We start from the raw sequence: 24,766 nt of genomic DNA on the forward strand, positions 1-24,766 counted from the left end.
AATGAACTTTAAGGATTAGAACAATGTCACACGTTTTTGAACCTAACAGAACACTCAGCAAAGAGGCAAGAATTAAAAATATGTGCGAATACAAAGAGCTTTGTATTCAAGCCGATGAAAATTTCGAGGGGTATTGGGATAAGCTTGCTCGCGAAAAAATCGAATGGTTTAAACCTTACGATCGCGTACTCAACGAAGATAACGCTCCGTTTTACAAATGGTTTGAAGGAGGAAAACTCAACGTTACGCATCAATGTTTAGGCAGGCATTTAAACAGTCGTAAAAATAAGGCGGCGATTATTTGGGAAGGTGAAGACGGCAAACGCCGCATCATTACCTACCTTCAACTTTTTTATCGCGTCAATCGTTTAGCGAATTTGATGCGCAATCGTTTCGGGATTAAAAAAGGCGACCGCGTCGTTTTGTACATGCCGATGATTCCCGAAGCGGCGTTTGCGATGTTGGCGTGCGCTAAAATCGGAGCGATCCATTCGGTCGTATTCGGCGGGTTTTCGGCAGATGCTTTAAGAGATCGTATTCAAGATGCACAGGCCAAACTCGTCATCACCGCCGACGGTGCGTTTCGACGCGGTAAACCTTACATGTTAAAACCCGTCGTCGATGAAGCACTGAAAGAAGGGTGTGAATGTTGCGACAAAGTGTTGATCGTTCAACGCAACTTTGAGGACATCGAGTACGTTCCGGGGCGCGATTACGTTTACAACGAAATTATCATGAACGAATCGCAATACTGCGAGGCTGAGTGGATGGATGCGGAAGATCCGCTTTTCTTACTTTATACCTCGGGAAGTACGGGTAAACCTAAAGGCGTTCAGCACAGTAGTGCCGGTTATATCCTTTGGGCGCAATACACGATGGAACACGTTTTCGACGTGAAAGAAAACGATACGTTTTGGTGTACGGCGGACGTGGGCTGGATAACGGGGCATACGTACATCGTTTACGGTCCGTTGGCAATGGGTGCAACGACCATTATGTACGAAGGCGTTCCGACGTTCCCCGATGTCGGTCGATGGTGGAGTATGATCGAAGAGCATCGCGTCAATCAGTTTTACACCGCACCGACGGCGATTCGATTGTTGCATAAAGAGGGAGCCGATGCACCCAAACGTTACGATTTGAGTTCGCTCAAAGTCTTAGGAACGGTCGGCGAACCGATCAATCCCGATGCGTGGATGTGGTACTATGAGGAGATCGGCGGCGGACGTTGTCCGATCGTGGATACGTGGTGGCAAACCGAAACGGGCGGTCATATGATTACGCCGCTTCCGGGTGCGACACCGATTAAACCTGGTTCGGCGACGTTTCCGCTTCCGGGCATTAAAGCAGAGATTTTAGATGAGCATGGACAACGCGTGAGCACGCCGCATGAAAAAGGCTTTTTATGCATTACGCGCCCGTGGCCGTCCATGATTCGCAATATCTGGGGTGATAGCGATCGCTTTGTGAAGTCGTATTTCGGCGATCATAAAAAAGACGGTGTTCCCGTGTACTTTTCGGGAGACGGTGCGATGTACGACGAAGACGGTTATATTATCATTACCGGACGTACGGATGATGTTATTAACGTTTCGGGTCACCGCATCGGAACGGCGGAAATCGAAGCCGTCCTCGGGCATCATGAGAACGTTGCCGAAGTGGCGGTCGTCGGACGTCCCGATCCGATCAAAGGAGAGGGTATTTTTGCGTATATCGTGATTAAAGGCGACGATACCATCGGCGAAGAAGTTTACATGATCCAAGAGCTCAACAAGCTGATCGTCAAAGAGATCGGCAATATCGCCAAACTCGATGCGATTCGTTTCGTTCCGGGACTTCCGAAAACCAGAAGCGGCAAGATCATGCGAAGAATTTTACGTTCGATCGCAAAGAAAGAGCCGATCACTCAAGATATCTCAACGTTGGAAGATCCAAGCATCGTTGAGAAGATCCAAAATCTCGTCCAGTTCTAATCTTTCCAAACGGCTACACCGTGACAGTGTAGCCGTCCTTTCTGATCGTTTCTACAGTGCAAATTGCACCTTAAAATGCTATGATATGTTTTATTTTACTATCCATAGAGGAACATTCATCATGGCATTACATGTAATCAACCAACCGCACGATCAAACCAAAGCCGTTAACGACGCAATGCGCTATCCCAATCTTGAAAAAATCATCAGCGTTCCTTTGGGGATCGGGGAGTTTTACGAAGCGTGTAAAGATTATCCGATTTTGTTTACGAAAAACCAAGAGGGCGATTGGCTGGCGATTGCATTACTCGGTTTTAACGACAAAAACGTCTCTTTGGACGAAAACGGACGTTTCAAACGAGGCAAATACGTTCCCGCATTTTTGAGACGCTACCCGTTTGCATTGGTTCAAAACGAGGCTCAAGAGGGATTTTCGTTGGCGATCGAAGAAGAGGGCTTGGAAGAGCTTAACGCGTCCAATCAAGCAAGAGCTTTGTTCAAAGAGGATAAAACGCCAAGCGATTTAACCAAAAATATTTTGGATTTTTTAGTGCGTTTTCAAGGCGAACTTCAATCGTGCAGTGCGTTCATCAAAGAGCTCTACAAAGGAGAGTTGTTGGTACAAAAAAGTGCGAACGTGATGGATGAAGAGGGTAAAACCCATACGATCAACGGCTTTTTTACGCTCGACGAAGAAAAATTCAACCGTTTGAACGATAAGAAAAAACTCGACATGTGCAAAAAAGGGGCAACCCCTTTAATCACGGCTCATTTGATCTCTCTTAGCAATATTCGACGTTTAGGTATGTAGGTTTTTTCACATTCTTCTTGTTCAAGGCGGTTACATGTAGCGTGTAACCGCTTGCTAGTTAGCATTGTAATGTAGTTTCTATTATTGAGAATTTATAACTTTATATGTTGCAATATCTGTCATGGTCAAAAGATTTTTATCATTTATAAATACAATAATCTGAGCGTTTTCGTTATCAGAATTTTTAATTGTCAGTGTTTCAATATTAGAATCTTTTTTTTTGATTTCTTTATATTTTTCAACCAACTTATGTTTCAATTTTTCATATTCATTTTTATTGGCACATATTAAACTAGCAGTTACAAATTTTGACTTTGTGTAACAATACCATGCTTCAACTTTTGTACCTTCCAATACAAATGATCTATTTTCTTCCCGTTTTGAAGTATAGCATTCAAGTTTATCGCCTATTTTAGAGTTAGTGTAAGAGTCGCTACCTTGTTTTCCTATCCATTTTGAATATGACGAGCCAAATTCGATTCCATTAATATCTTTAATCAGATTCTCTGATGCAAGGAGTATAGAAGATGTAAAAAACAATAATTTCAGTATATTATGCATTTATAATTCCTCAAAATAAAATTATCTTTTGCCTCAATGTCTTGAGTCAAAGGTATCCAGTAATTTCTTTTGCTGAAAAGAACGACACATAAATATCCATCGTTCTTTTTATAGTATGTACATGTAAAAAGTTTCACGAGACCAATGCGGCGTGAATGACGGTTTCGTCTTTCTCAAAATGAATCGTGCAGTTACTTTTTTGAGCAATCTCTTCGATGCTTTTTTCGTAACCTTTATCGCGATTTTCGCCTTTGATCGAGATGGAAAAAATTGGGTATTTTTTGGTATTGAAACGAATATACTCGCCCGTAATGAGGGCTAAACGCGTCGTAATCGTTGCCGAAGCGGCATGGGATTGATACACTTTCGTGAGCAGTTTCATAAAGTCCTCAACTTTCAGACGAACGTCGGGAAACGTCGGGTCGAACTCTTTGCGAAATTTAATGTTGGTATTGGTCGAAGAAGCGCTGATGCACAAATCTAAAAGCGCGTAAATATTGACACTCTCTCCGTATTCTTCAACATTGGCAAACTTTTTGGTGGCACTTTTATACAGCTTGATTCCGATGGACGTTTCATCGTCGTAGCCGACCGTAATCGCGTAAAATTTATACGATCCGAATGAAATATCGACGATCGTCGTTTTAAAGCCGTAGGTCATGCTAGCATACGTCCCGGCGATGTCGAAGATTTTTTTATGGTTGACCTCACCAAGAAGGTATTGCGCTTCTTGGTTAAGGGAGATAATTTTGCCGTTGGTATCGAATACGATAAAAGGATTGTAGTCGTGCTCAATCCACGCTTCAGCGAACGTCATTGTTAGCTCTCGATATAGTTTTTAAGTTTACGTCCCACTTTCGGGTGTTTGAGCTTTTTGATCGCCGAACTTTCGATCTGGCGAACGCGTTCACGTGTCACATTGAGCTCTTTCCCGATCTCTTCAAGCGTTCGATCGCTCTCGTCGTGCATCAAACCAAAACGCATACGAATGACCGCTTTTTCACGGTCGTTGAGTTGATCAAGGACTTCATCGATCTGATCTTTAAGATCGGATTTTAAGATATGATCGATCGGTGCGATGGAGTTTTTATCTTCCACGAAATCGCCGAATTTACCGTCGTCTTCATTACCGATAGGCGCTTCAAGCGAGATAGGCTCTTTGGTGATTTTAATGACGTTTTTGACTTTATCGGCACTCAAACCAACCTCTTGTGCGATCGTCTCGATGTCAGGCTCTTTTCCCTCTTCTTGAAGGTGCTTACGAATAATCTTGTTGATACGGTTGATCGTCTCGATCATGTGGATCGGAATACGAATCGTACGCGCTTGATCGGCGATGGCACGAGAGATCGCTTGTCTGATCCACCATGTCGCATAGGTTGAAAATTTGTAGCCTTTTTTGTACTCAAATTTATCAACCGCTTTCATCAAACCGATGTTTCCCTCTTGAATCAAATCCAAGAACGGTAAACCGCGGTTGGTGTAACGTTTGGCGATGGAAACAACCAGACGAAGGTTACTTTTTGCCATACGCGTTTTAGACTCGTCGGCGATGCGTTTACCGCGTTTGATTTGCTCTAAAATCTCTTTGAGGGTTTCCGGTTCCAAATCAAAACCTTGTTTGCTGGCTTCTTTGGTTTGGAACAGCTTCTTAATTTCCATATACGTCGAAACCATCGTCGCTTCGGGAACCATCGTCGTGATGTCTTCTTTGTTCAAATCGACGATGTTTTTAAGAAGCTTCATATGGTTTTCTTTGAGTGCGTCGTTAAAAAGCGGCAAACGGTACTCAAGGCGTTTGAGTTCTTTATCGAATTCAAAATCGCTTTTAAGCGCAGTTTCCATCGATTTTACCAGCTCGTTAATCAGCTTACTGGTCGGTCCTAAGTCCATCAACGCTTCTTTGAGCAATTTTTTCTTATACGCAAGCCCTAAATCGTAGTTCATACGCTCTTCGGCATCCAACTCTTCTTCGGGCGGCTTAGAGAAACTTTTCAACCAATCTTTTTTGGCTTTTTCCAAGGCTTTAAAGCTTTCGATTACTTTTTCGGTACGCGTGTTGTCTTTTTTAGAAAACGTACGTTTTTCTTCGCCGTCCTCGTCGTATTCTTCGCCTTCATCATCGCTATCGTCGTCGCTATCGTCGTCGTCTTCAAATGTTTTAAAAAGCTCTTTAACGCGTCGTTCGCGGTTGATAAGGGCTTCTTTATAGTCCAAAATAAAGTCGATGAGGTACGGAACGGAACAAAATGCGTCGATGATAATATCTTCGCCGAATTCGATTTTTTTGCTGATCTCAATCTCTTCGTCTTTGGTCAAAAGTGAAATTTGTCCCATTTCGCGAAGGTACATTCGAACGGGGCTATCGCTTCTTGACCATTCCAAAAGCTCTTTTTCGCTGGCAAGATCAAACTCTTCTTCAAGGGCTTCGTCTTGGAGTTTTTGACGCTCTTCTTCACGTTTTTTGGCTTCTTCTTTGTTTCGAAGTTTGGCAATTTCCGCGGATGAAATAAGCGAAACTTTGTACTTTTCGAGCAATGCCATTAATTTTTTTACGTTTGCCGGAGTCGGGGGTTTGGTAAAAAGTTCCATGACGTTTTCATACGTTACGTATGATTTTTCATGTTCGACAAAAAGTTCTTCCAACTCGGTGTAAAGTTCTTTTGAAGCCATAGGGTAACTCTCCTTAAGAGTGTGGGTGTAGGAGTTTGATTTTTCTTTAAAATTCTCATAAAAAGATGTGGATTATACCGAGTTTTTTTTTAAACGGCGTTAAAAAATAATTGGGACAAAGATGGAACGGGAGTTGCTTTAGTGTCTCAACGAATGAAAAAAGCGAGACATAAAGTATGCAAAACGGCTATTACAGCGTTACCGGAGCGATGGTTACCCAGTTTAACAAACTCGACGTCATCTCCAATAATCTTGCCAATCTGAATACGCCCGCATTTAAAAGAGACGATGTCGTTATCGGTGATTTTAAACGTATTTTTCAAGAATTTCAAGAAGAGATGCCCTTAAAAGACAATACGAAAGAGGCGAGTAAATTTATGAACGCAACGATCGATCGCGTGCCTCAAATTGTTGAAGGATACGTCAAGTACGAGCAAGGCGGCATCAAAAATACCGGCAATTCGCTTGATCTTGCGCTAAAACGCAATGACATTTTTTTCATGGTCGAAACGCCGCAGGGCATTCGCTTAACGCAAAACGGTGCATTTACGCTAAATAACGAAGGAACCTTGGTCACGAAAGAAGGCTTTCCCGTACTTCCGTCAACCTATTTTCAAAATCGTCAATACGTTACGCTTCCCGACGACGGTGAACTTCGCGTCGATAAAAGCGGCAATTTGTACAACCGAGAAGATGAGATCGGACGTCTTTATATCGTCCAAAGCGATGATGTTAAATCGCTTTTAAAAGAGGGTGCAAACCTTTTCAAGTTTAAAAGTACCGACGAATTGACCGAACTGGATACGGGCGAGCTTGTGGCGCAAGGTTTTTTGGAAACGAGCAATATTAACCCCGTATACGAGATGACGAATTTGATCGAAGCCAATCGTATGGTCGAGATGTATCAAAAAGTGATGAAATCGCATATGAACGACCTCAATTCCGAAGCCATTAGTAAATTGGCTTCGACTAAAGCTTAATTTTAAAGGATAGCCTATGATGCGCTCTTTGTATACCGCAGCAACCGGTATGATCGCACAACAAACACAAATCGACACGACGTCTAACAATATTTCAAACGTCAATACGATCGGATATAAAAAACAACGTGCCGAGTTTGCGGATTTGATGTATCAAACCATGACGTATGCGGGTACGTCCACCAGCGGAACGTCTGTTTCTCCTACCGGTATCGAAGTGGGTTTGGGAACGCGTCCGACGGCGATTGCGAAACAGTTTACGCAGGGCAATTTTAAGGAGACCGGCGGTTCTTTGGACTTAGCAATTACGGGTAACGGCTTTTTTCAAATTCAATTACCCGACGGCACGACGGCATATACGCGTAACGGCTCGTTTAAACTCGACGCAGACGGTAACGTTATCAATAGCGACGGTTATAAACTTTTGCCCGAATTGGTGATTCCAGAAGATGCAACCCAAATTACGATCGGTGTAGACGGTATGGTTTCCGTACTTCAGGCGGGACAAACGGCAACGACGCAAATCGGGCAATTGGAATTGGCAAACTTCATTAATCCCGCAGGTCTTCACTCCTTAGGCGATAATAACTACGTCAATACCACCGCTTCGGGCGATCCGATCGTGAGCACGCCCGGCCTCAACGGTCTTGGGCAGACACGACAGCAATTTGTCGAGATGAGTAACGTGCAGTTGGTTGACGAGATGACCGATTTGATTACGGGGCAACGTGCGTATGAGGCAAACTCCAAAGCGATTACAACGAGCGATCAAATGCTCAAAATCGTCAACGACCTTAAGGCATAAACGCTAATATGATTTTTTTGCTTCCGATTGTCATGATTATCGCTTTGATCGTCACGGTGGATTATCTTTATTTCAGCGACGTCAAACCTCACAACGTACCTCCTTCCAAAGAGGTACGTCAAACGTTGCACGATTCCAACGTCTCCAAAAACTATTTGGATCGATACATTCAAAAATAGCGTTTTACATAACGCCGATACTAATCTTTACATGTCAAAGGATTTGAGTGTCTTTTTTTACTATCGTTAAGTTGACGATTCCCGTAATGATGGGCTATATTCCGCTGGGTATGGCGTTTGGGCTTTTACTCGCGAAATTGTTGATTCCGTGGTATTACGCTTTTTTTATGAGCGTGTTTATTTTCGCGGGTTCGGGGCAATTTTTGGCCTTAACTTTGTTTGCTTCGCAAGCGACGATTTTGGAAATCGGCATCGCCACGTTTTTACTTAATCTGCGCCATACTTTTTACGGACTTTCGATGATCTCGGCGTTTAAAGATTTTTCATGGAAAAAACACTACTTGATATTCGGGTTAACCGACGAAACGTTTGCCCTTTTAAAAACGAGCGAAGTTGACAAAGACGAACGCGAGCGGGTCTATTTGTGGATTACGTTTTTAAATCAATGCTATTGGATTATCGGAAGCGTTGCGGGTGCGGTGCTCGGCAATATCGTACCGTTTAATTACCAAGGCATCGAGTTTTCGCTGACGGCTCTTTTTGTCGTGCTTTCCATCGAGCTGTATAAGAAAAACAGGCTTCATAAACCGTTTTTTGTGGCACTGATTATCGGGCTTTTCGGCATGGTTTTCTTTCCGCCGCAAAAAATGTTGATTTTGTCGCTCTGTTTAGCGGCGTTTGTTTTGATCGTTTTTAAGAGGAGTATGGAAAGTGGAAAGTAGCTATCTTATCGGAAGTATCGTTGTCGCGACGCTTGCGACGTATGCGACGCGCATCATTCCGTTTTTGGTGTTTCGCAACCGCGAACCTTCGCCGCTGATTAAGTATATCGAACTTACGATGCCCGTAATGATTATGGTCATTTTGGTTTTTTATGCCCTTAAAGACGTGAAGTGGGAAAGCTATCCTTACGGGTTGGCGGAGATCATCGGCGTAGGCATTGCGATTTTCTTACATGTCAGGTTTAAAAATGCGCTTCTAAGCATTTTTGTCGCAACGCTTGCGTATATGATTTTAATTCAAAACGTTTTTTAAACACGTCGAATTTGCGACATTGCGTATGACGCTCTCTCGCAAATTCTCTTTAGATTTAGGCTTTTTTTACAAACTCCGACTTTAATCCCATCGCTCCGATACCCTCGATTTTACAATCGATATTGTGATCGCTCTCAAAATTCAGTCGAATATTTTTGACTTTCGTACCGCCTTTAATGACTGCCGAAGAGCCTTTAAGTTTGAGGTCTTTGATGACCGTGACGGTATCGCCGTCGTGTAAGATCGTTCCGTGAGCATCTTTGACGACTTTGCTCGATGCTTCGTCGGAAGCGGCATTGTTAGACCACTCGTAGGCACATTCGGGACAAATGATCGTATCGGCGTCTTCGTACGTGTATTCACAGTTGCATTTTGGACACGGAGGCAGTTGACTCATTTCAAGACCTTTTTCTTTTTAGTATGGCATAGCTTCGCTTAGAGATCTTTAAGCGGCGGAACTCTGCGGTCTCGGTCGTAACGTTTCATCTTCTCTTCGTAGGCATTGATGGCATCGACCATATCGTGTGCGAATTTCGTATCGATGATAAACTCTTTTTGATTGATATGCAAGGGTTGCATACCTTTTTGTTCCGCGGCGTACATCAACGCATCTTTGATCGTTTCGGCATGATTATCCGTGAGGCGTCTTAAGTCGTGTCCCAATCCCGTCACCCACAAATCCATAAATAAAACGCGAAACGGCAACAATTTTCCCGAACTGTTTTCGATCAATTTTCCGTTTTCTTGCGTATACGTGTAAAACAAAATGGCATCTTTTTTCGTATCGTAAACGCTGATTTCACCCGCTTGCAACAGGTTCACGGAAGTGTTGAAGGACGCGGGATTGACTTCTTTGGAAGCACAGCCGCTTAAAAGAAACGCCAACGTAGTGACGCATAAAAGCAAAAGACGACGCATAGAAACTCCTTACATGTAAAGAAAGTGTCAAGAAAAAGTCAATACGAAATTGACACCGTTATTTTAACATTTCAATATAAAAACCGAGGAGTTGTAATGAAAAAAATATTTTTGATGCTATCGTGCAGTGCGGTTATACTGCTTGCGCAGGATTTTAATGCGCCGATGAAAGCTTATATGAATGAGCTTGAAAAAGAGGCCAAAGCCCAAGATGCTTCTTTTGAGAGGTTTGACGCCAAACGAGGCGAGAGCATTTTTACGAGTCAACATATCGGAAAAAAAGCTCAAGAGATGAGTTGTACGACGTGTCACAAGAGTGATTTGAAAGCGACGGGACTCAATGTCAATACCAATAAAACCATCGCTCCTTTAGCTCCTTCAGCCAATGCGCAAAGGCTCACCGACGTTGAAGAAGTGCAAAAATGGTTGCGTCGCAATTTTAACGACGTTTACAATCGTGAGGGAAGCGCGCTTGAAAAAGGCGACGTTTTAACCTATTTGATCAACCAATAAGGAAAAACGATGAAACGAATTATTTTAAGTTGTTTGGTTTTAGCCTCAATGTCGTGGGCAAAAAACGTTCCTGCGGCAACCGATGCGTTGTACCAAAAAGAGTGTGCGAGTTGTCATTTCGGGTATCAACCCGCACTTTTAAACGCGAGCGGTTGGCAAAAGGTGATGGGAAGTTTGAAAGACCACTTTGGAACCGATGCGTCGCTCTCCCAAAAAGAGCACGATGCTATTGTAACGTACGTGACACAAAACGCGGGAAATAGTAAACTAACGCAAGGCAATACGACGATGCGCATTTCGCAATCGCCGTATTTTATCAAAGAACACCGACGCATTCCAGAACGTCTTATCGACCAACCGGAAGTCAAATCGCTCAGTCAATGCGCGGCGTGTCATACCAAGGCCGAACAGGGCGATTATAGCGAGCGTACTATCGTGATACCCAATTACGGGAGATGGGAATGAAAAAAATACTTGTTTGGAGCCTCTACACAAGGGTGTTTCATCTTTTGGCAATGGTGTTGATGTTGGGCGTATACCTCAGTAGCGACGAAGATCGGCGGCTTTCCATTCATGCCTCTTTAGGCTATGCGATCGGCGTGCTTTTTTTGGGTCGTATCGTGTGGGGATTTTTGGATATTCCCTACTCGAAATTTAAAGATTTTAGTTTCAAAATCGCCGATTTAAAAACGTACATGTTAAGCGTTTTCGGCGCGAAAAAAAGCTATATCGGCCACAATCCGGCATCCAGTTATGCAATTGTCGGGATGATGGTGCTTCTATTTTTGAGTATTGTTACCGGTGCTTTGGCGTACGGCGCGCAAGAGGGGATGGGCATCGCCTCCTTTTTGAATCACACGTGGTTTGCGAAGATGAAACTCTTTAAAGAAGTGCATGAATTTTTTGCCAACGCGTTGATGTTTCTTATTTTCGCACACATTGCCGGAGCCTTATTGGATAGATTGCTTCATTCCAAACTGATTTTACGCTCTATGGTGGACGGCTATAAAGAGGGAGAGGGGCAAAGCGTTCAGCTCAGTCTCTTTCAAAAAGCGTTCGGAGTGTTGTGGTTGGGGGCGACTGTCGTTGCGCTGATTTATCTTTTAGCCTCGCCCAATGCTTTGCTTTTAGCCGATAACAACCCGAAGGTGGATTATGCCAAAGTCCACCCCGCTTTTGCGAAAGAGTGCGGCAGCTGTCATATGCTTTATCCGCCGTTTTTATTGCCTAAAACCTCGTGGGACGAGATGATGGCCTCTTTGGACAATCATTTCGGCGATGATGCCTCGCTAGAGACCGCAACGATGCAGTCAATTAAAGCCTTTTTAGACGATAACAGTGCCGAACACGCTACCAAAGAAGCCGCCGTGTATATGCTCTCGCGTCTCAAAAATGATACAATGCCCAAGAGCATTACGCAAACGTCGTTTTGGAAAAAACGCCACCACGGAATCGAAAAAGTAGCGTCAAGCGACCCTAAAATCGGTAAAATTTCCAACTGTAAGGCGTGTCATCCGATGATAGAACAAGGCTCGATTAACGACAGGGATATTAAAGGCTAAAACGATGAAACGAATCGTAGCGTTTTTACTGATTATGGTCACTTTAGGTGTTGCCGACGGGCATGAAAAACACCATTTGAGTAAAGATCTGTCTTCTTTGGAACTGAGTCTTGAACAACAAAACGACGTTAAAGAGATTGTTAAAGCGTATCGACACGAGCTTAAAGCCTTTCGCGACGAAAAAGAGAGCGTCGAAAAACACAAAGAGAGATTGTTTCGTGAAAAGCAACTTGACGAGCGCGCTTTAGTTGCTTTGCAAACCTCTTTATCCCAAAAAGCATCGCAAATCGAAACGCGTTTTTTACTGCAAATGCACGCTATCCTAACGCCCTCACAGCGTGAAAAATTCGCCCGTAATTTAGACGAGTGGGAGGTCGAATGAGCGAGAAAATTTTACTCATCGAAGACGATTTGGAGATGCAATCTCTTATCAAAGAATATTTAACAAACTACGACTTCGAGGTTGTCGCGATCGATAAGCCTAAAGAAGCACTTGCGTACGTCAAAGCACATTCTCAAGAGATTCAACTGATCGTACTGGATTTGATGCTTCCTCAAATGGACGGTTTTGACGTGTGCAAAGCGTTACGGGCGTTGAATGAAGAGGTGTACATCATCATCTCTTCCGCGCGCAATGAACTGAGCGATAAAATACTCGGATACGGACTCGGTGCGGATGATTATCTCGCCAAGCCGTATGAGCCTAGAGAGTTGGTGTTAAAAATCAATTCCGCCCTTCGAAGAACGCTCAAAAGTAAAAAGAAAATCGGCGATTTCGAGATTGATGAGGAAAAAATGCAAATCGCCTTAGAGGGTTACGCTTTGGATTTGACCAAAATCGAGTTTGATCTGTTGCACCTGCTTTTGTCTCACCCCGGAAAAGTTTTTTCGCGCGAAACGCTTTTCAACGCCATTAACGGCATCGGATATAGTTCCAAAGACCGAACGGTCGATATGCACGTGAGCAATCTTCGCGCAAAACTCGGCGATGATTCTAAAAATCCCAAGTACATCAAATCGGTGTGGGGCGTGGGTTACCAGTTGGTGCATTGATGTCGATTTTTACGAAACTTTTACTGCTTTTTCTAGCCAGCCTCGCGGTTATGTTTTTTGTCGGTAAAGAGACGCATTCTTTAGCCAAAACCAATATCGAAGCATTACTCAGGGAAAAATACCTTCAAGCGAGCAACGAACTCTTTAAAGATTTGGCAAACAACGATATGGTCGCTTTTCAAAAAAAGCTCGATGCTTGGGGTTTTGAAAGCGTTGCGTACGATATTTACGAACAAAAAGCACGTCGAATATACGAAGAACAAAGTAGTTTTGGCGAAATGAAAATCTATGAGGATGCCCAAGGTTACTATACGCTTTTGTTGCGCTATTTGGACGAACCTTTGCTCGTACGCGTTAAAAATCAAGAAGAGTATTTTGACCAACAAGCGCGCCTTGGCTATCTCATCGATGCGGACGTAGCACTGCTCGTCGTCATTTTCCTTCTGATCGCGAAGCTTTTACTGCCGTTAAAAACGATGACGCAAACCTTGAAGCGTTTTGGAGAAGGGGACTTACATGTCAGAATGTCGCAGCAAGGCTCCAACGAGCTTGGGCGGCTTGTGGAGAGTTTTAACGCAATGGCGTCCAATATCGAAAATCTGCTCAGTTCACGGGAACGCTTGCTCCGCGACATCGGGCACGAGCTACGAACACCCTTAGCCAAATCAAAATTGGCATTGGAAATGATGCCCTCAAATCCGCATCAAAAAATTCTCCAAAAAGCGATTTTTCAAATCGATCGACTTACGAACGAACTTTTGCAAATCGAGCGTTTGGGTGCAAATATGGCGGAATTTAAAACGGAGCGTTTTGAAGTCGAGACGCTTCTTTCCGAGGCACTGACCAAACTGATGATCGAGGATGAATCGCTTTTGGAAATTCGTATCGCAGACTCTTTTACGATCGAGGGCGATTTGAATTATCTCGCAATTGCGTTAAAAAACCTTATCGACAACGCGCTCAAATATGCCGTGCATCTGCCTGTCGTGATCGATGTGGAAAACCGTACGATTGCCGTCAAAAACCAAGGCGAGGCTTTGAGTCGTCCTTTAGCGTATTATTGCGAGCCGTTTGTGAGAGGCAATGATGCGCGAGACGGTACGGGATTTGGGCTTGGGCTTAGCATCGTTCAGAAAATTCTCCAAAAACACGGCTTTTCATTACGGCAGGATTACCGTGAAGGGTACTACACGTACGCAATCGTGTTTAAGCAATATTAATTTTGTTTTTACCGCTTCTTTTGACCGCATACATCGCAATATCCGCATCTTTGAGAATGTCGTTGATCGTTTTGGAATTATCCCAAAAGAGCGTTCCTCCGATACTGGCGGAACATTCGTAGTCGCAATCGATTAAAGAAAAAGGTTTAGAAAATTCTTTGAGAACTTTGTGCGCGATACGGCGTAGTTGTTCTTTGGATGGATGTTCGTTCAATCCGAGTTGCGTAATCAAAACGACAAATTCGTCGCCGCCGAAACGTGCGACCGTATCGCAATGACGCAGTGTTTTTTGAAGACGTTTGGCGACTTTTTGGAGCAAAACGTCGCCGTATTCGTGGCCTAAAGTATCGTTGAGGTTTTTAAAATTATCCAAATCGATAAACAATAAGCCGCAGTATTCATGCGAGCGTGCACACATCGCCACGGTATAATTCAAGCGATCCAACAAAAGCTTACGGTTGGGAAGTTCGGTTAGGGAGTCGTAATAGGCTAAATGCTCGATCGTCTCTTTGGCTTTTTTCTCTTCGGTAATATTTCGAAAAATCATCACCGAACCGACACTTCGGTTTTCCTGAATAAACGGCGTCAAATTGACATGTACGAAAATATGCTCTCCTTGCGCCGTTCGAAAGAGCTCTTCGCCGACATAGGAACGCTGATGCGCGATGCTCTCGATGATAGGGCAGGGTACTTGATCTAACGATTGGGGATGCACATGAATCAAACGGTGCGCGTTTTTCCCCAACATGTCGATTTCACGATACCCTAAGATCGTGAGTGTTGCGGCATTCACGAAGCGAATAGCTCCGTCGTTCGTGAGAAGAATAACGCCGTTGACGGTAGAGGTCACGATCGTTTCAAATTGAATTTTTTCAAGGACGATTCGTTTGCGCTGTACTAAAAGAAGATAAAGTCCAAACGTTAAAATCGTAAGCGTGATAAAGCCCAAAAGATAGATCGTAAGGTACTTGTTTTCAATGTCGACGAGTTCGGGTGCACAATCGTAAGTCGTGACGTATCCGCCGAGACGATTGTCGATCGCAAAAATAGGATAAAAATTGATGCTGTATCCTTGGTGCTCTAGCACTAGAGGAATCGAAAACGATTGATTGTGAGCAAGCAACTTTTGTACGCGCGGATTGTCGCGAAGCAGCGTATTGATGTGTATCAGTAAGGGCGATTTTAAGGCTTGATCGCTTAAAGACGAAATGGAAGGATTTTCGATCATAAAACGCTCGGAAATCATCGACGGTACAAAATGGTCTCGGTGCTTTTCAAATACGACGTCCGTCGTCGTCTCCTTATTGAGTAGCAAAAGATAGTGTTGTGCGTTGAGAAGTTTCGAAAGTTCGGCAACGATGCGCTCGTAGGAAAGCGAAAGTTCTACGGTTCCTAAAAACGTCCCTTGATCGACGATCGGATAGACGTAACGAAATCCGGGATAAATACGTCCGCCTTCAAAGCCGGAAACGAAGGTGCGCTCTTCATTGGCTTTTTTGATCGTCGCCCGAACGTCGATCAAGAGGTCGCCGTTTTCATTGGGTTGGTGAAACCGTAAAAAACTTTCGCCTTTTTCGGTGTGAAAGTGCAGTTGGCGAATACCGTGAGTGACGAGTTCTTGCTGATAAAGCGGGTACAAATAACGGTACAAATTTCCGCGTAAGAGTGCTTTTTCCTCTTCAGATGCATGTAAAGATCGGCGTAAAATTTCGATGACGCGCGGTTGCATAATGACGTATTTAAAATAATTTTCAATCGAGATGCGATACATCTGCGTGACCGCTTTATACGAAGACTCCAAACTTTGATTTTTACCGTCTAGAATAATCTGAATTTCCCGCTCTTTCACGGCGTAACTATTAAGAAAAAAGAGAAGATACAACGTGCATAAAAGAGCAAGGGCGGGTACTATCTGCTTCATCAAAAATTCCCTTCTTGAGGGATGCTTTCCATGTCGAAAAACAATTGCATATGACGGTACGTATCGGGGTGCACGGCTTGAACACCCCAAGAGATCTCTTTTCCCCACGAAGCATACTCTTTGGCGGGAGCATTTAAAAGGCGCGTGCGAATCGCTTCGATCTGTTCGGACGAGAGCGTTTTGGTATTTAAAATCAGCGCAAAGCTCGGAACGATAGGCGAATAAGCAATGATCTCCAAGCCAAGCGATCGGTACGACTCGGCGATACTCTCTTTCATCCCGCCCAAATGAAACTCGCCGCGAAGAACGGCAAGAGCGACTTCATCGTGCTTATGAATATAGCGATAGTGCATCGTAGAAAGCGGTGCGTTCGCGTATGTTTGCACCAACGGAGCGGTTGAAAAATAGCCGCAGGTTGAAAGCGGCTCGGTGAGGGCAACTTTAAGCGTTTGGGGGTGTTCAAGTTCTAACATGTCAGGCGTAAATTTGACTAAAACGCAACGATAGCCGTTTTTGCCCTTAGCGTCGTTAAAGGTTACGACGGGGAGGGCGGAAGCATCTTGTTTCATCAAAGCAAGCGTAGGCAAAGGTCCCATATACGCTATATCGATCTTATCGTCGATAAAATCCGCAATCAATTTTTGGTAAGAGGGTTCAAACCGAAACTCTACGGATCGATTGAGGTCGCGTTCGAGATAGCGAAACATCGGGGCAAAATCTTCTACGATACCGGTGTTGTTTTTATAGGGCAAAGAGGCAAAAATAAGTGATCTCGCTTCCAAAGGAAGAGCGCATATCGATATCAAACCGATGTAATAAATCCATCGCATGGATTCATCTTTTTCTAAAATCTCGACATACATCATACATAAGGAACAATAAAGAAAGTCTTAATAATTAGTAAAAAATCCAACTAATGATAGCTCTTAGGTACGATCAAAACGTAAAAGTAACTTTCAATAAAACTTAGGTACAATTAAAGATTATCTTAATTGTACAAAGGAAACAGATGGTCTTTGAAAAACTCGGTTTACTTTCCGTGATTCAAAAAGCGATCGACGAACTAGGCTATCTTAAACCGACCCCCGTTCAAGAAAAAGCCATTCCGATCGTTCTTGATGGAAAAGACGTTATGGTAACCGCCCAAACGGGTACGGGAAAAACGGCGGCGTATGCCCTGCCTCTTTTAGAAATTCTTACGAAAAAAAGCCAAAAAGCGACGCTTCCGAAGAGTACGCGTTCGTTGATTTTAGTTCCGACACGCGAATTGGCGTCGCAAGTCGGGCAAAACATTCAAGCGTACGGTAAATACACGTCGTTGCAGATTTGTACGGTGTACGGCGGCGTCAAGTTTACGCCTCAAACGAAAAAATTGGAAAAAGGTACGGATATTTTAATCGCGACGCCGGGACGATTGCTCGAACATGTCAAGCTCGGCAATATCGATCTTGCGCGCGTGGAAGTGCTTATTTTTGATGAAGCCGATCGTATTTTGGATATGGGTTTTTGGGATGAGGTCGAACTGCTTTTATCGTTGATAAGCAAAAAACGTCAAACGCTTTTATTTTCGGTCGGTATGACCAAATCGCTGAAACGTTTGAGCGAGATCAGTTTGAAAAAACCTCAAAAGATCGCTATCAACAATCAAGGCAATTTTGCCAAAAAAGTCGAGCAGACCGTCTATTTGGTCGATCAAGAGCGAAAAAGCGAACTGCTTGCGTATATGATCGGCTCAAAAAACTGGCAACAAGTCTTAGTCTTTACCAAAACGAAACAACGTGCGGACGAAGTGGGACGCTATTTGGAAGAGAGCGGTTTGAAAACCTTGGTGCTCCACGGCGATAAAGCCCATGCAAAGCGTTCGCAAGCGATTAAGGCGTTTAAGGAAAATGCGATTCGCGTTTTAGTCGCTACCGATATTGCTTCCCGCGGACTCGATATTGAAGATTTGGAGCATGTTATTAACTACGAATTGCCCGGCGACGCGGAAGATTACGTGCATCGCGCGGGACGTACGGGACGTGCCGGAAAAGAGGGATGTGCTATCTCTTTGGTTTCTCAAGAAGAAAAGCAAAAGCTCAAAGAGATCGAAAAGATTTTAAAATATGCCATTAACATCGAATTTTATGCCGGTTTCGAAACCAAAAAACAGTTGGAAAAAGAGGCGAAAAAAGGGACGGTTAAGGCAAAAATAGAGTATGAAAAAGCCAATAAACGCTCTGTCTCCATTCAGAAAAAACGTGAAGCGTACCACAAAACCAAAACGAAAAAGCAAGCGCAAGGCAAGGATAAAGGAAGTAAGAGATGACGGTTGAAATGCAAAAATTGCACTATTTTAAAGAGTTTATCGAGCAAGAAGAAAATCCCCTTGGGAAAAACCTCTATGTGATGGTTTTGGCGGTCGAAGCGTACTATGAGTTTGTCGCCGAAGTGTTGATCCCTGGAACGTCTCGCAGTATGACACAGTTTAAATTGCTAGAGGAGCTACGAGCGTTAAAGACGATTAGCGAGCAAGAGTTTGTCATCATGAACGAGACGCGAAAGCTGAAAAACGAACTAACGCACCGTTTGGATTATCAGATTGATCTGACCTATCTTTACGATTTTTGCAACAACTGTGGCGTGAAAGACAAGATCGTTCCTGAGAACAAAGACGATCAAAACGAACTCGACGCCGCATTGCTCGATGGCTTGCTCAAAAGTTATAAAATCGTTGATCTAAAACTCTACTCCAAAGTGCGCAAAGAACTTGAAAAGGTGCATGGAGCGGGGAAATGAAGTTTAAAGTAACGAACCAACAGCACATCTCAAAAAACTGTTTGGTCTGTGGAATTGAAAACCCTTTTGGTTTGAAAACGAAGTTTTACGAGCTGGAGAACAAAGAGGTTGTGGCGTATTTTACGCCGCATACCTACCTTCAAAGCTACCCCGGCATATTGCATGGCGGTATCTCGGCGACCATTTTGGACGAAACGATCGGTAGGGCGATTATGGCGCACTACGGACAAGATAAATTCGGTATGACGATCGAATTAAACGTCAAATACAAAAAACCCGTTCCTTTGGATGTCGAACTCAAAGTCGTCGGGCGCATTACGCTTGATAAAGGGCGCATTTTTGAAGGTACGGGAGAGTTGATCTTACCGGACGGTGAAGTTGCGGTCAGTGCAACGGGGCGCTACATGAAACGTAGTGTCACACAGATCGTTGAGAACGATTTTATCGAAGATGAATGGTTTGAAAGCGATGGAAAAGATCGAGACGAGATAGACGTTTAGGTGGAGAAAAAATACCGAATACTTCAAAGCGTCTTTGGACACCGTAGTTTTCGCACCAACCAAGAAGCGACGGTCGATGCGATCTTAGCGGGGCACGATGTGATGATGATCGTTCCCACGGGTGCTGGAAAATCGCTCTGTTATCAGCTTCCCTCTTTGGTGATGGACGGTCTTAGTGTAGTGATTTCACCGCTTTTAGCCTTGATGCACGACCAGATCACCGCACTCTCCGCCTTTGGCATTAAAGCGGCAATGATCTCGTCGATGCAATCAGCCGATGAAATCCATGAAAGCATGCAGGCGTGTCGTAAGGGTGAACTGAAACTCTTGTATGTGGCACCTGAGCGTTTAAAAGGCGAGTCATTTTTGCACTTTTTGCAAACGCTTTCCATCAACTTTTTTGTCATCGACGAAGCGCACTGCGTGAGCGAGTGGGGGCATGAGTTTAGGGAAGATTATAGGCAGCTCTTTCGCCTGAAACACTACTTCCCAAACACACCCATTGCCGCATTTACCGCGACGGCAACGAAGCTTGTCGAGCAGGACATCGTGCATCAGTTGAGACTATCAAATCCTCTGATCGTTCGTGCCAAAGTTGAGCGGGACAATCTGCACATCAGCGCTGCGTATCGAAACGGCAACGGGCGAGAGCAACTGCTTGATTTTTTAAAAGCATTTGCACATGAGAGCGGCATCGTCTATACGCTAAGCCGCAAAGAGACCGAGAGTCTTGCTTCGTTTCTAAACACCCGTGGCATTTCTGCCAAGCCGTACCATGCGGGACTTTCAAGTGAAGAAAAAAATGCGACCTATCAAGCGTTTTTAAACGATGAGATCGACGTGGTGGTGGCAACCGTGGCGTTTGGCATGGGGATCGATAAGAGTAATATCCGCTTTGTCGCGCACATGTCTTTGCCAAAAACCATCGAAAATTACTACCAAGAGATCGGGCGAGCGGGGCGTGACGGGCTTGCTTCTTCGACCCTGCTTCTCTTCTCGGCATCCGACATCGTAGAACACAAGCGTCGCATCGGCGAACAGCCCGCTTCCGCGTACCAAAAAGTAGCGTACGAAAAGTTAGACGCCATCGCCAAATTTGCGACCTCGCAAGTGTGTCGCCATCAACAGATCGCGCGTTATTTTGACGATGCGATTCTTACATGTAAAACGCGGTGTGATAACTGTGTCGAGGGCGAACGCCAAAGTGTGGACATCTCGCAAGAGGCGCTCAAGTTTTTATCGGCGGTGTACCGTACAGGTCAGCGTTTTGGGCTTGCGTATGTGGTCGATGTTTTACAGGGTTCCTCTAGTGAGAAAATCGCACACAATGGGCATGAGAGCTTGTCGGTTTTTGGTATCGGCAAGGAGCGAAGCAGGGCGCAGTGGTTGAGCATCGCTGAGCGGTTGCTGGAGCTTGAAGCGCTCAATGTAGGCGAATACCGCGTGGTGAGCCTCAGCGAATACGGTGCAAAAATCCTCAAAGAGCGTTTACATGTAAGCATTCATGCCAAACGGTTGGAAGAGAAAAAGAGGGCGTCTAAAAAAGTGGAAAAAAGACTCAGCGGTGCGTTTGAAGCTTCTGTGTTTGAACAGTTGCGCGCGTTACGTTTGGAGATCGCCAAAGAGAACAGCTTGCCGCCTTACGTCATCTTTAGCGACAAGACGCTTAAAGAGATGGCGGAGAAATTGCCTTTGGATAAAGAGGCGATGCTTCAGATCAGCGGTGTGGGCGAAGTGAAGTTTGAGCGCTACGGTGAGGCTTTTTTAGAGCGTTGTGCGACGCTGATTTCATAGATGTTTTGCATAATCCGCAAGAGAGACTTTGTTCCGATGGGTCAAAGCTTTAGCTTTGGGGTACCCATCGTGAACAACCGTCTCGAAATAGGGTTATGCAAAACATCTATTGCTTACATGTAAAGGATAAACGATGAATGAAGGGCAACAACGAAGTAACATCAAAAAAGGCGTGCGCGTACAGATCGTGCTCAAAGAAGATCAACGAAGCGGCAAGTTAACCGAAGGCGTGGTCAAAGACATCCTCACCAACTCTGCCAACCATCCGCATGGCATCAAAGTGCGGCTTGAAAGCGGCGAAGTCGGGCGGGTGAAAGAGATCATCCTCTAATTACATGTCAAAGCGTTTTACTCCAAATGCAGTAAACGGTCGTATAAAAACAGCGGCTTTTCTTCAAATCCCGCGATACTGCTTTGCGTGTTGGTGGAAGAGTGAAACGCTAAAAGAAGTGTTTTGATCTTCGCTACAAGGGCTGGGTCTAGATGCCCTGAGGCGATCATCGCATCGTAGGGGATCTCTTCGGACGTGCTTAAAATACGAATCTTACGTTGCGTCTCTTCGGGCAGCGCACGGTAAATACCATCATACACTGCTCCCGCGTCAATCGACTTTTCCAAAAGGGCATCGATGATCTTGGAGTGTTTTTTCAACATGTAGATTTTCCCTAACTCTTTACTCGGGTCAATGCCGTTTTGGCGCATCGTAAAACACGGGTAAAGATAGCCCGAAGTGGAGTCAACGTCGGTAAAGCCGAAGCTTTTTCCCTTAAGATCGGCAAGTGTTTTAACGCTACTCTCTTTTGGCGTGAGGATCAAGCTACGGTAGGTGCTGCGTTTGAGCGTTTGGGTGTCTGCAAACTGAATCGTTCCTAGATAATCGGCATTGACCTCTTTTTGACGCAACATCGCAAACAGTTTGGGTGAAATAGACGCCATGTCCACACTGCCTTGCTCAATCAGCGTGATAAGCTGGTTATAATCTTTGGAAACAACAAAAACGATCTCTTTATCGAGAGCTTTTTCAAGGTACGCGATCAATTCAGCGTGAATGGCTTGAAGTTCAGGCGTCGTTTTGTAAGGGTTAACGCCTAAGACGAGTTGGTCTTTAGCGCACAAACAGGTACAGCATAACAGCACGATGCTAATGAGGTTTTTAATCTTCATGTTCAACCCTATCCCTTCCGTTATTTTTAGCGCGGTACAGCGCAGTATCTGCACGTTTTAAGATCGCATTGGGTGTGTCGCCTGCGTGGTAGGTTGCAACCCCTAAACTCATGGAAACCGTACGGTCGTAGCGCTCAAAGACGTGCTCTTTGACGTTGGTACGCATTTGCTCAGCAATCACGCAAGCGCCCACAAGATCGGTTTGTGGCAGAATCAGTAAAAACTCTTCGCCACCCCAACGCCCTAGCATATCGCTGGTACGAACGCTTTGGCGCATCAGTTGCGCTGTGACTTCTAGGACATGATCGCCCACCTCGTGCCCGCACGTATCGTTGATCGTTTTAAAACGGTCTATGTCGATCATCAGCACAGAGAAAAAGCTTCCTCGCTCACTCTCTTTAATCTTCTGCTCCAGACACTCTTCGAGTTTGCGTCGGTTCCAAAGAGAAGTAAGCTGGTCGGTGGAGCTTAGATGTTCCAGCGCATCTTGTGTTTCGGCGACTTTTTGGCTCATATTGAAAAGTGCTTCAGCGATTTTTTTCACTTCAGGCGTCGAGCGCTCTTTGGTAGTATGTTTGATCGTCGTGCCGACTTCTTTGATGTCCAAGCGGTCTTCGTAAAAATCGATCAGCACTTGAGAGAGTGATTTGTACTCTTTGAGGTGTTTTAAGAGGGTAAAATGCAGCGCCAATACAAATAAAATCAACGCTATGCCAATGCTCACGAAAAAATTGGTACGCGCTTCTTTCAGGGCTTGAAGTTCATCTTCGGATGCCAGCCCAATGGTAAAGCTTGCCTCTTTGATACTGCCTGCTTGAAGCATGACATGTAAGGACGATGCATTGCTCAGCGTTTCATGTTTGATCGCAGAGAGCGTTTGGTTTTCGGAGTGGTAGGCGATGTTCATCGTTGTGCCTTGCACCAAGGAAGAGAGCAAATCATCATCGATGATGAGCGCAACGCTGATCAGACCAATGGGTCTTTCCCCATACTGTTTAATGCGTTTGGCGAAGATGAGGCACTCTTTGTCGTCGACTTTATCGATGCCTAAAAAGGTGTCATTTTGAAGTGCTTGTTGTACGTAAAAGCGTTTGGACGCATCGTCTCCAAATCGAAACTCGGACTCACCACGGCTGATGATCGTTCCATCCAGATCAATGAAATGGATTTTATGTGCCGAAGATGAGAGGAAGAGTTTGCTCCAGTTGTAGAGCATGTCGGTGTCGTTACTGATGATGCCTGTGATGACCTCTTGCGAGTTGATGAGAATTTGTGCCGTTTTTTGAAGCTGATCCAACTTTTCTTCAAAACGTTTTTGAATCATCTCCGATTGGATCAGGTTTTTTTGGTCAAACGCCGCTTTTTGCGTCACGTAAAGAGACTGGATTTGATAAATTCCGAAACTAAAGATAGCTCCCAACTGAACAAGGGTGAGAAAGAGGATTTTATTGTACAGTTTCATAGATGCGTGCTTTTAAAATGCGCTTAAACGGTTCGTAAAAGCGTTCATCTTTGCGGACAAATCCCGCGCTTTCCCAGCCTAAAAACTCTTCAAAGGCTTTGTTGATTGCAGAGTCGATGGGAATTTGCTCCAGTAAGATTGCGATGCGTTTGCTCTCATCTTGCGAGACATGGGCTGATGCGACGATGGCATCCAGTGGGATCGGCTCTGAGGCGGCTAGAATGGTGAATTGATCGCCGTACTTTTCTAGCGCATTGTAGTACGTTCCATCGGACATCGCTCCCACGTCGATGGAGTGGTTGACGAGCGCTTCGACCACTTTGTCATGTTTTTTGAGAAAAAAGACTTTTTGAAAAAAGGTGTAGGGGTTGATGTGGCGCTCTTCTAACATCAGCATCGGGTAGGCATACCCTGAGGTCGAATCTTTGTCGGTAAAAGCAAAATGCTTGCCTTTTGCCTCTTCGAGTGCGTTTACATGTAAGCTTTTCAGCGTGACGATAAAGGACTGATAATACGGCGTAATCTGCCCATTTTTGGAGTGTTCCAAATAGGTTACGAGGTAGCGCACCGAGGGATTTTTCTCTTTTAAAAGCACGAAGCTTTTGGTATTGACCCACGCAAAATCGACACTTTTTTCTTCGATGCGTGAAAAGAGCTCATCGTAATCTTTGGTCACGACGATTTTAAACGTGTCATGGGTGTTTGCGCTCAAATACTCCATCAACGGAGCAAAAGCGCGCATGATTTTTTCGGGGTTGTTAGAGGGATAGGTCGCAAAAGTATACTCTTTGGCTTGCAAAGAAGAGAAAAAAAGAAGACCGATAAAAATGCATTTAAAAAGCATAGGTTCCTGCTGCGTGATGA

General features: G+C 44.5%; 27 protein-coding genes and 1 pseudogene. 18 read left to right on the plus strand and 10 right to left on the minus strand.

Features of this window, described 5'->3' with window-relative positions; all coding sequences use genetic code 11:
• Nucleotides 1-23: 23 nt before the first annotated feature.
• Together acs and UCH003_RS04425 are read left to right on the plus strand one after the other, a co-directional pair.
• Nucleotides 24-1,973 carry an acetate--CoA ligase gene (gene acs, locus UCH003_RS04420; protein WP_039673053.1) on the plus strand — a complete coding sequence of 650 codons (1,950 nt, stop codon included), beginning with the start codon at nucleotides 24-26 and terminating at the stop codon, nucleotides 1,971-1,973.
• A gap of 121 nt (nucleotides 1,974-2,094) precedes the next feature.
• Entirely contained in the window at nucleotides 2,095-2,784 is a 690-nt protein-coding gene (locus tag UCH003_RS04425; protein ID WP_060825577.1) for a SapC family protein, read from the plus strand.
• An 81-nt stretch (nucleotides 2,785-2,865) separates the two neighbouring features.
• Here UCH003_RS04425 and UCH003_RS04430 read toward each other — a convergent pair whose 3' ends face one another.
• From UCH003_RS04430 to rpoD, 3 genes and pseudogenes are all read right to left on the minus strand, one after another.
• Nucleotides 2,866-3,345: a hypothetical protein gene (locus UCH003_RS04430; protein WP_060825578.1), complete on the minus strand. Its 480-nt coding sequence runs from the start codon at nucleotides 3,343-3,345 to the stop codon at nucleotides 2,866-2,868.
• A 133-nt stretch (nucleotides 3,346-3,478) separates the two neighbouring features.
• Nucleotides 3,479-4,162 carry a hypothetical protein gene (locus UCH003_RS04435; RefSeq protein ID WP_060825579.1) on the minus strand — a complete coding sequence of 228 codons (684 nt, stop codon included), beginning with the start codon at nucleotides 4,160-4,162 and terminating at the stop codon, nucleotides 3,479-3,481.
• Between the two features lie 2 nt (nucleotides 4,163-4,164).
• Nucleotides 4,165-6,024: pseudogene (gene rpoD, locus UCH003_RS04440) on the minus strand (RNA polymerase sigma factor RpoD); the annotation flags it as partial.
• Between the two features lie 170 nt (nucleotides 6,025-6,194).
• On the opposite strand from rpoD, the gene UCH003_RS04445 reads away from it, so the two are divergent.
• From UCH003_RS04445 to UCH003_RS04460, 5 genes are read left to right on the plus strand one after another with little or no spacing between them, the layout of a single operon-like run.
• Nucleotides 6,195-6,998: a flagellar hook-basal body protein gene (locus UCH003_RS04445; RefSeq protein ID WP_060825581.1), complete on the plus strand. Its 804-nt coding sequence runs from the start codon at nucleotides 6,195-6,197 to the stop codon at nucleotides 6,996-6,998.
• A 16-nt stretch (nucleotides 6,999-7,014) separates the two neighbouring features.
• Entirely contained in the window at nucleotides 7,015-7,803 is a 789-nt protein-coding gene (gene flgG / locus UCH003_RS04450; protein WP_060825582.1) for a flagellar basal-body rod protein FlgG, read from the plus strand.
• Nucleotides 7,804-7,811: 8 nt separating this feature from the next.
• Nucleotides 7,812-7,982, plus strand: coding sequence for a hypothetical protein (locus tag UCH003_RS13680; protein ID WP_158509031.1), 171 nt, complete (start codon nucleotides 7,812-7,814; stop codon nucleotides 7,980-7,982).
• 47 nt (nucleotides 7,983-8,029) lie between these two features.
• Nucleotides 8,030-8,704: an AzlC family ABC transporter permease gene (locus UCH003_RS04455; protein WP_060825583.1), complete on the plus strand. Its 675-nt coding sequence runs from the start codon at nucleotides 8,030-8,032 to the stop codon at nucleotides 8,702-8,704.
• Nucleotides 8,694-9,017 carry a branched-chain amino acid transporter permease gene (locus tag UCH003_RS04460; RefSeq protein ID WP_039673037.1) on the plus strand — a complete coding sequence of 108 codons (324 nt, stop codon included), beginning with the start codon at nucleotides 8,694-8,696 and terminating at the stop codon, nucleotides 9,015-9,017. Before UCH003_RS04455 ends, UCH003_RS04460 begins: the two co-directional genes overlap by 11 nt.
• Nucleotides 9,018-9,072: 55 nt before the next feature.
• On the opposite strand, the gene UCH003_RS04465 is transcribed toward UCH003_RS04460, so the two are convergent.
• Both UCH003_RS04465 and UCH003_RS04470 read right to left on the minus strand, forming a co-directional pair.
• Nucleotides 9,073-9,414, minus strand: a complete 342-nt coding sequence (locus UCH003_RS04465) for a zinc ribbon domain-containing protein YjdM (protein ID WP_060825584.1) — start codon at nucleotides 9,412-9,414, stop codon at nucleotides 9,073-9,075.
• A 38-nt stretch (nucleotides 9,415-9,452) separates the two neighbouring features.
• A complete protein-coding gene (locus UCH003_RS04470; protein ID WP_060825585.1) occupies nucleotides 9,453-9,935 on the minus strand; it encodes a hypothetical protein in 483 nt (160 codons plus the stop codon).
• Nucleotides 9,936-10,031: 96 nt separating this feature from the next.
• Here UCH003_RS04470 and UCH003_RS04475 point away from each other — a divergent pair, with 96 nt between their 5' ends.
• Genes UCH003_RS04475 through UCH003_RS04500 form a run of 6 tightly spaced genes read left to right on the plus strand, consistent with a single transcriptional unit; the run spans nucleotide 10,032 to nucleotide 14,283 of the window.
• Nucleotides 10,032-10,448, plus strand: coding sequence for a DUF1924 domain-containing protein (locus UCH003_RS04475; protein WP_060825586.1), 417 nt, complete (start codon nucleotides 10,032-10,034; stop codon nucleotides 10,446-10,448).
• Between the two features lie 9 nt (nucleotides 10,449-10,457).
• The gene (locus UCH003_RS04480; RefSeq protein ID WP_060825587.1) at nucleotides 10,458-10,913 is read left to right on the plus strand and encodes a hypothetical protein; all 456 of its coding nucleotides are present in this window, start codon (nucleotides 10,458-10,460) and stop codon (nucleotides 10,911-10,913) included.
• Nucleotides 10,910-12,010, plus strand: a complete 1,101-nt coding sequence (locus UCH003_RS04485; RefSeq protein ID WP_060825588.1) for a cytochrome b/b6 domain-containing protein — start codon at nucleotides 10,910-10,912, stop codon at nucleotides 12,008-12,010. The genes UCH003_RS04480 and UCH003_RS04485 overlap by 4 nt, the downstream gene beginning before the upstream one ends.
• A 4-nt stretch (nucleotides 12,011-12,014) precedes the next feature.
• Nucleotides 12,015-12,392 (plus strand): Spy/CpxP family protein refolding chaperone, encoded by a 378-nt coding sequence (locus UCH003_RS04490; protein ID WP_060825589.1) that lies wholly within the window; start codon nucleotides 12,015-12,017, stop codon nucleotides 12,390-12,392.
• Nucleotides 12,389-13,063 carry a response regulator transcription factor gene (locus UCH003_RS04495; protein ID WP_060825590.1) on the plus strand — a complete coding sequence of 225 codons (675 nt, stop codon included), beginning with the start codon at nucleotides 12,389-12,391 and terminating at the stop codon, nucleotides 13,061-13,063. Before UCH003_RS04490 ends, UCH003_RS04495 begins: the two co-directional genes overlap by 4 nt.
• Nucleotides 13,063-14,283, plus strand: a complete 1,221-nt coding sequence (locus tag UCH003_RS04500; RefSeq protein ID WP_060825591.1) for an ArsS family sensor histidine kinase — start codon at nucleotides 13,063-13,065, stop codon at nucleotides 14,281-14,283. Before UCH003_RS04495 ends, UCH003_RS04500 begins: the two co-directional genes overlap by 1 nt.
• Here UCH003_RS04500 and UCH003_RS04505 read toward each other — a convergent pair.
• Nucleotides 14,270-16,204, minus strand: a complete 1,935-nt coding sequence (locus tag UCH003_RS04505) for a diguanylate cyclase domain-containing protein (RefSeq protein WP_060825592.1) — start codon at nucleotides 16,202-16,204, stop codon at nucleotides 14,270-14,272. The genes UCH003_RS04500 and UCH003_RS04505 overlap by 14 nt on opposite strands.
• Nucleotides 16,204-17,034: a PhnD/SsuA/transferrin family substrate-binding protein gene (locus UCH003_RS04510; protein ID WP_060825593.1), complete on the minus strand. Its 831-nt coding sequence runs from the start codon at nucleotides 17,032-17,034 to the stop codon at nucleotides 16,204-16,206. The genes UCH003_RS04505 and UCH003_RS04510 overlap by 1 nt, the downstream gene beginning before the upstream one ends.
• Nucleotides 17,035-17,213: 179 nt before the next feature.
• Here UCH003_RS04510 and UCH003_RS04515 point away from each other — a divergent pair, with 179 nt between their 5' ends.
• The 5 genes from UCH003_RS04515 to UCH003_RS04535 all read left to right on the plus strand — a co-directional run bounded on the left by UCH003_RS04515 (nucleotide 17,214) and on the right by UCH003_RS04535 (nucleotide 21,607).
• Entirely contained in the window at nucleotides 17,214-18,512 is a 1,299-nt protein-coding gene (locus UCH003_RS04515; RefSeq protein WP_060825594.1) for a DEAD/DEAH box helicase, read from the plus strand.
• Entirely contained in the window at nucleotides 18,509-18,982 is a 474-nt protein-coding gene (locus UCH003_RS04520) for a hypothetical protein (protein WP_060825595.1), read from the plus strand. The genes UCH003_RS04515 and UCH003_RS04520 overlap by 4 nt, the downstream gene beginning before the upstream one ends.
• Nucleotides 18,979-19,482, plus strand: coding sequence for a PaaI family thioesterase (locus UCH003_RS04525; protein WP_060825596.1), 504 nt, complete (start codon nucleotides 18,979-18,981; stop codon nucleotides 19,480-19,482). The genes UCH003_RS04520 and UCH003_RS04525 overlap by 4 nt, the downstream gene beginning before the upstream one ends.
• Nucleotides 19,483-21,276 (plus strand): DNA helicase RecQ, encoded by a 1,794-nt coding sequence (recQ, locus tag UCH003_RS04530; protein ID WP_060825597.1) that lies wholly within the window; start codon nucleotides 19,483-19,485, stop codon nucleotides 21,274-21,276. It abuts the gene before it with no gap.
• 133 nt (nucleotides 21,277-21,409) lie between these two features.
• On the plus strand, nucleotides 21,410-21,607 hold the full coding sequence (locus UCH003_RS04535) for a YwbE family protein (RefSeq protein ID WP_060825598.1): 198 nt from the start codon (nucleotides 21,410-21,412) through the stop codon (nucleotides 21,605-21,607).
• A gap of 17 nt (nucleotides 21,608-21,624) precedes the next feature.
• Here UCH003_RS04535 and UCH003_RS04540 read toward each other — a convergent pair whose 3' ends face one another.
• The 3 genes from UCH003_RS04540 to UCH003_RS04550 are packed head-to-tail and all read right to left on the minus strand — an operon-like array spanning nucleotide 21,625 to nucleotide 24,746.
• A complete protein-coding gene (locus UCH003_RS04540; protein ID WP_060825599.1) occupies nucleotides 21,625-22,440 on the minus strand; it encodes a phosphate/phosphite/phosphonate ABC transporter substrate-binding protein in 816 nt (271 codons plus the stop codon).
• A complete protein-coding gene (locus tag UCH003_RS04545) occupies nucleotides 22,430-23,902 on the minus strand; it encodes a diguanylate cyclase (RefSeq protein WP_060825600.1) in 1,473 nt (490 codons plus the stop codon). The genes UCH003_RS04540 and UCH003_RS04545 overlap by 11 nt, the downstream gene beginning before the upstream one ends.
• Nucleotides 23,886-24,746, minus strand: a complete 861-nt coding sequence (locus UCH003_RS04550) for a phosphate/phosphite/phosphonate ABC transporter substrate-binding protein (protein WP_060825601.1) — start codon at nucleotides 24,744-24,746, stop codon at nucleotides 23,886-23,888. Before UCH003_RS04550 ends, UCH003_RS04545 begins: the two co-directional genes overlap by 17 nt.
• Nucleotides 24,747-24,766 lie beyond the last annotated feature (20 nt).

It is taken from the genome of Sulfurospirillum cavolei (assembly GCF_001548055.1).
Classification (GTDB): domain Bacteria; phylum Campylobacterota; class Campylobacteria; order Campylobacterales; family Sulfurospirillaceae; genus Sulfurospirillum.

Coding starts and splice junctions, on each gene's coding strand:
- acs (WP_039673053.1), top strand. CDS start 24: ATGTCACACGTTTTTGAACCTAACAGAACACTCAGCAAAGAGGCAAGA.
- UCH003_RS04425 (WP_060825577.1), top strand. CDS start 2,095: ATGGCATTACATGTAATCAACCAACCGCACGATCAAACCAAAGCCGTT.
- UCH003_RS04430 (WP_060825578.1), bottom strand. CDS start 3,345: ATGCATAATATACTGAAATTATTGTTTTTTACATCTTCTATACTCCTT.
- UCH003_RS04435 (WP_060825579.1), bottom strand. CDS start 4,162: ATGACGTTCGCTGAAGCGTGGATTGAGCACGACTACAATCCTTTTATC.
- UCH003_RS04445 (WP_060825581.1), top strand. CDS start 6,195: ATGCAAAACGGCTATTACAGCGTTACCGGAGCGATGGTTACCCAGTTT.
- flgG (WP_060825582.1), top strand. CDS start 7,015: ATGATGCGCTCTTTGTATACCGCAGCAACCGGTATGATCGCACAACAA.
- UCH003_RS13680 (WP_158509031.1), top strand. CDS start 7,812: ATGATTTTTTTGCTTCCGATTGTCATGATTATCGCTTTGATCGTCACG.
- UCH003_RS04465 (WP_060825584.1), bottom strand. CDS start 9,414: ATGAGTCAACTGCCTCCGTGTCCAAAATGCAACTGTGAATACACGTAC.
- UCH003_RS04470 (WP_060825585.1), bottom strand. CDS start 9,935: ATGCGTCGTCTTTTGCTTTTATGCGTCACTACGTTGGCGTTTCTTTTA.
- UCH003_RS04475 (WP_060825586.1), top strand. CDS start 10,032: ATGAAAAAAATATTTTTGATGCTATCGTGCAGTGCGGTTATACTGCTT.
- UCH003_RS04480 (WP_060825587.1), top strand. CDS start 10,458: ATGAAACGAATTATTTTAAGTTGTTTGGTTTTAGCCTCAATGTCGTGG.
- UCH003_RS04485 (WP_060825588.1), top strand. CDS start 10,910: ATGAAAAAAATACTTGTTTGGAGCCTCTACACAAGGGTGTTTCATCTT.
- UCH003_RS04490 (WP_060825589.1), top strand. CDS start 12,015: ATGAAACGAATCGTAGCGTTTTTACTGATTATGGTCACTTTAGGTGTT.
- UCH003_RS04495 (WP_060825590.1), top strand. CDS start 12,389: ATGAGCGAGAAAATTTTACTCATCGAAGACGATTTGGAGATGCAATCT.
- UCH003_RS04500 (WP_060825591.1), top strand. CDS start 13,063: ATGTCGATTTTTACGAAACTTTTACTGCTTTTTCTAGCCAGCCTCGCG.
- UCH003_RS04505 (WP_060825592.1), bottom strand. CDS start 16,204: ATGAAGCAGATAGTACCCGCCCTTGCTCTTTTATGCACGTTGTATCTT.
- UCH003_RS04510 (WP_060825593.1), bottom strand. CDS start 17,034: ATGCGATGGATTTATTACATCGGTTTGATATCGATATGCGCTCTTCCT.
- UCH003_RS04515 (WP_060825594.1), top strand. CDS start 17,214: ATGGTCTTTGAAAAACTCGGTTTACTTTCCGTGATTCAAAAAGCGATC.
- UCH003_RS04520 (WP_060825595.1), top strand. CDS start 18,509: ATGACGGTTGAAATGCAAAAATTGCACTATTTTAAAGAGTTTATCGAG.
- UCH003_RS04525 (WP_060825596.1), top strand. CDS start 18,979: ATGAAGTTTAAAGTAACGAACCAACAGCACATCTCAAAAAACTGTTTG.
- UCH003_RS04535 (WP_060825598.1), top strand. CDS start 21,410: ATGAATGAAGGGCAACAACGAAGTAACATCAAAAAAGGCGTGCGCGTA.
- UCH003_RS04540 (WP_060825599.1), bottom strand. CDS start 22,440: ATGAAGATTAAAAACCTCATTAGCATCGTGCTGTTATGCTGTACCTGT.
- UCH003_RS04545 (WP_060825600.1), bottom strand. CDS start 23,902: ATGAAACTGTACAATAAAATCCTCTTTCTCACCCTTGTTCAGTTGGGA.
- UCH003_RS04550 (WP_060825601.1), bottom strand. CDS start 24,746: ATGCTTTTTAAATGCATTTTTATCGGTCTTCTTTTTTTCTCTTCTTTG.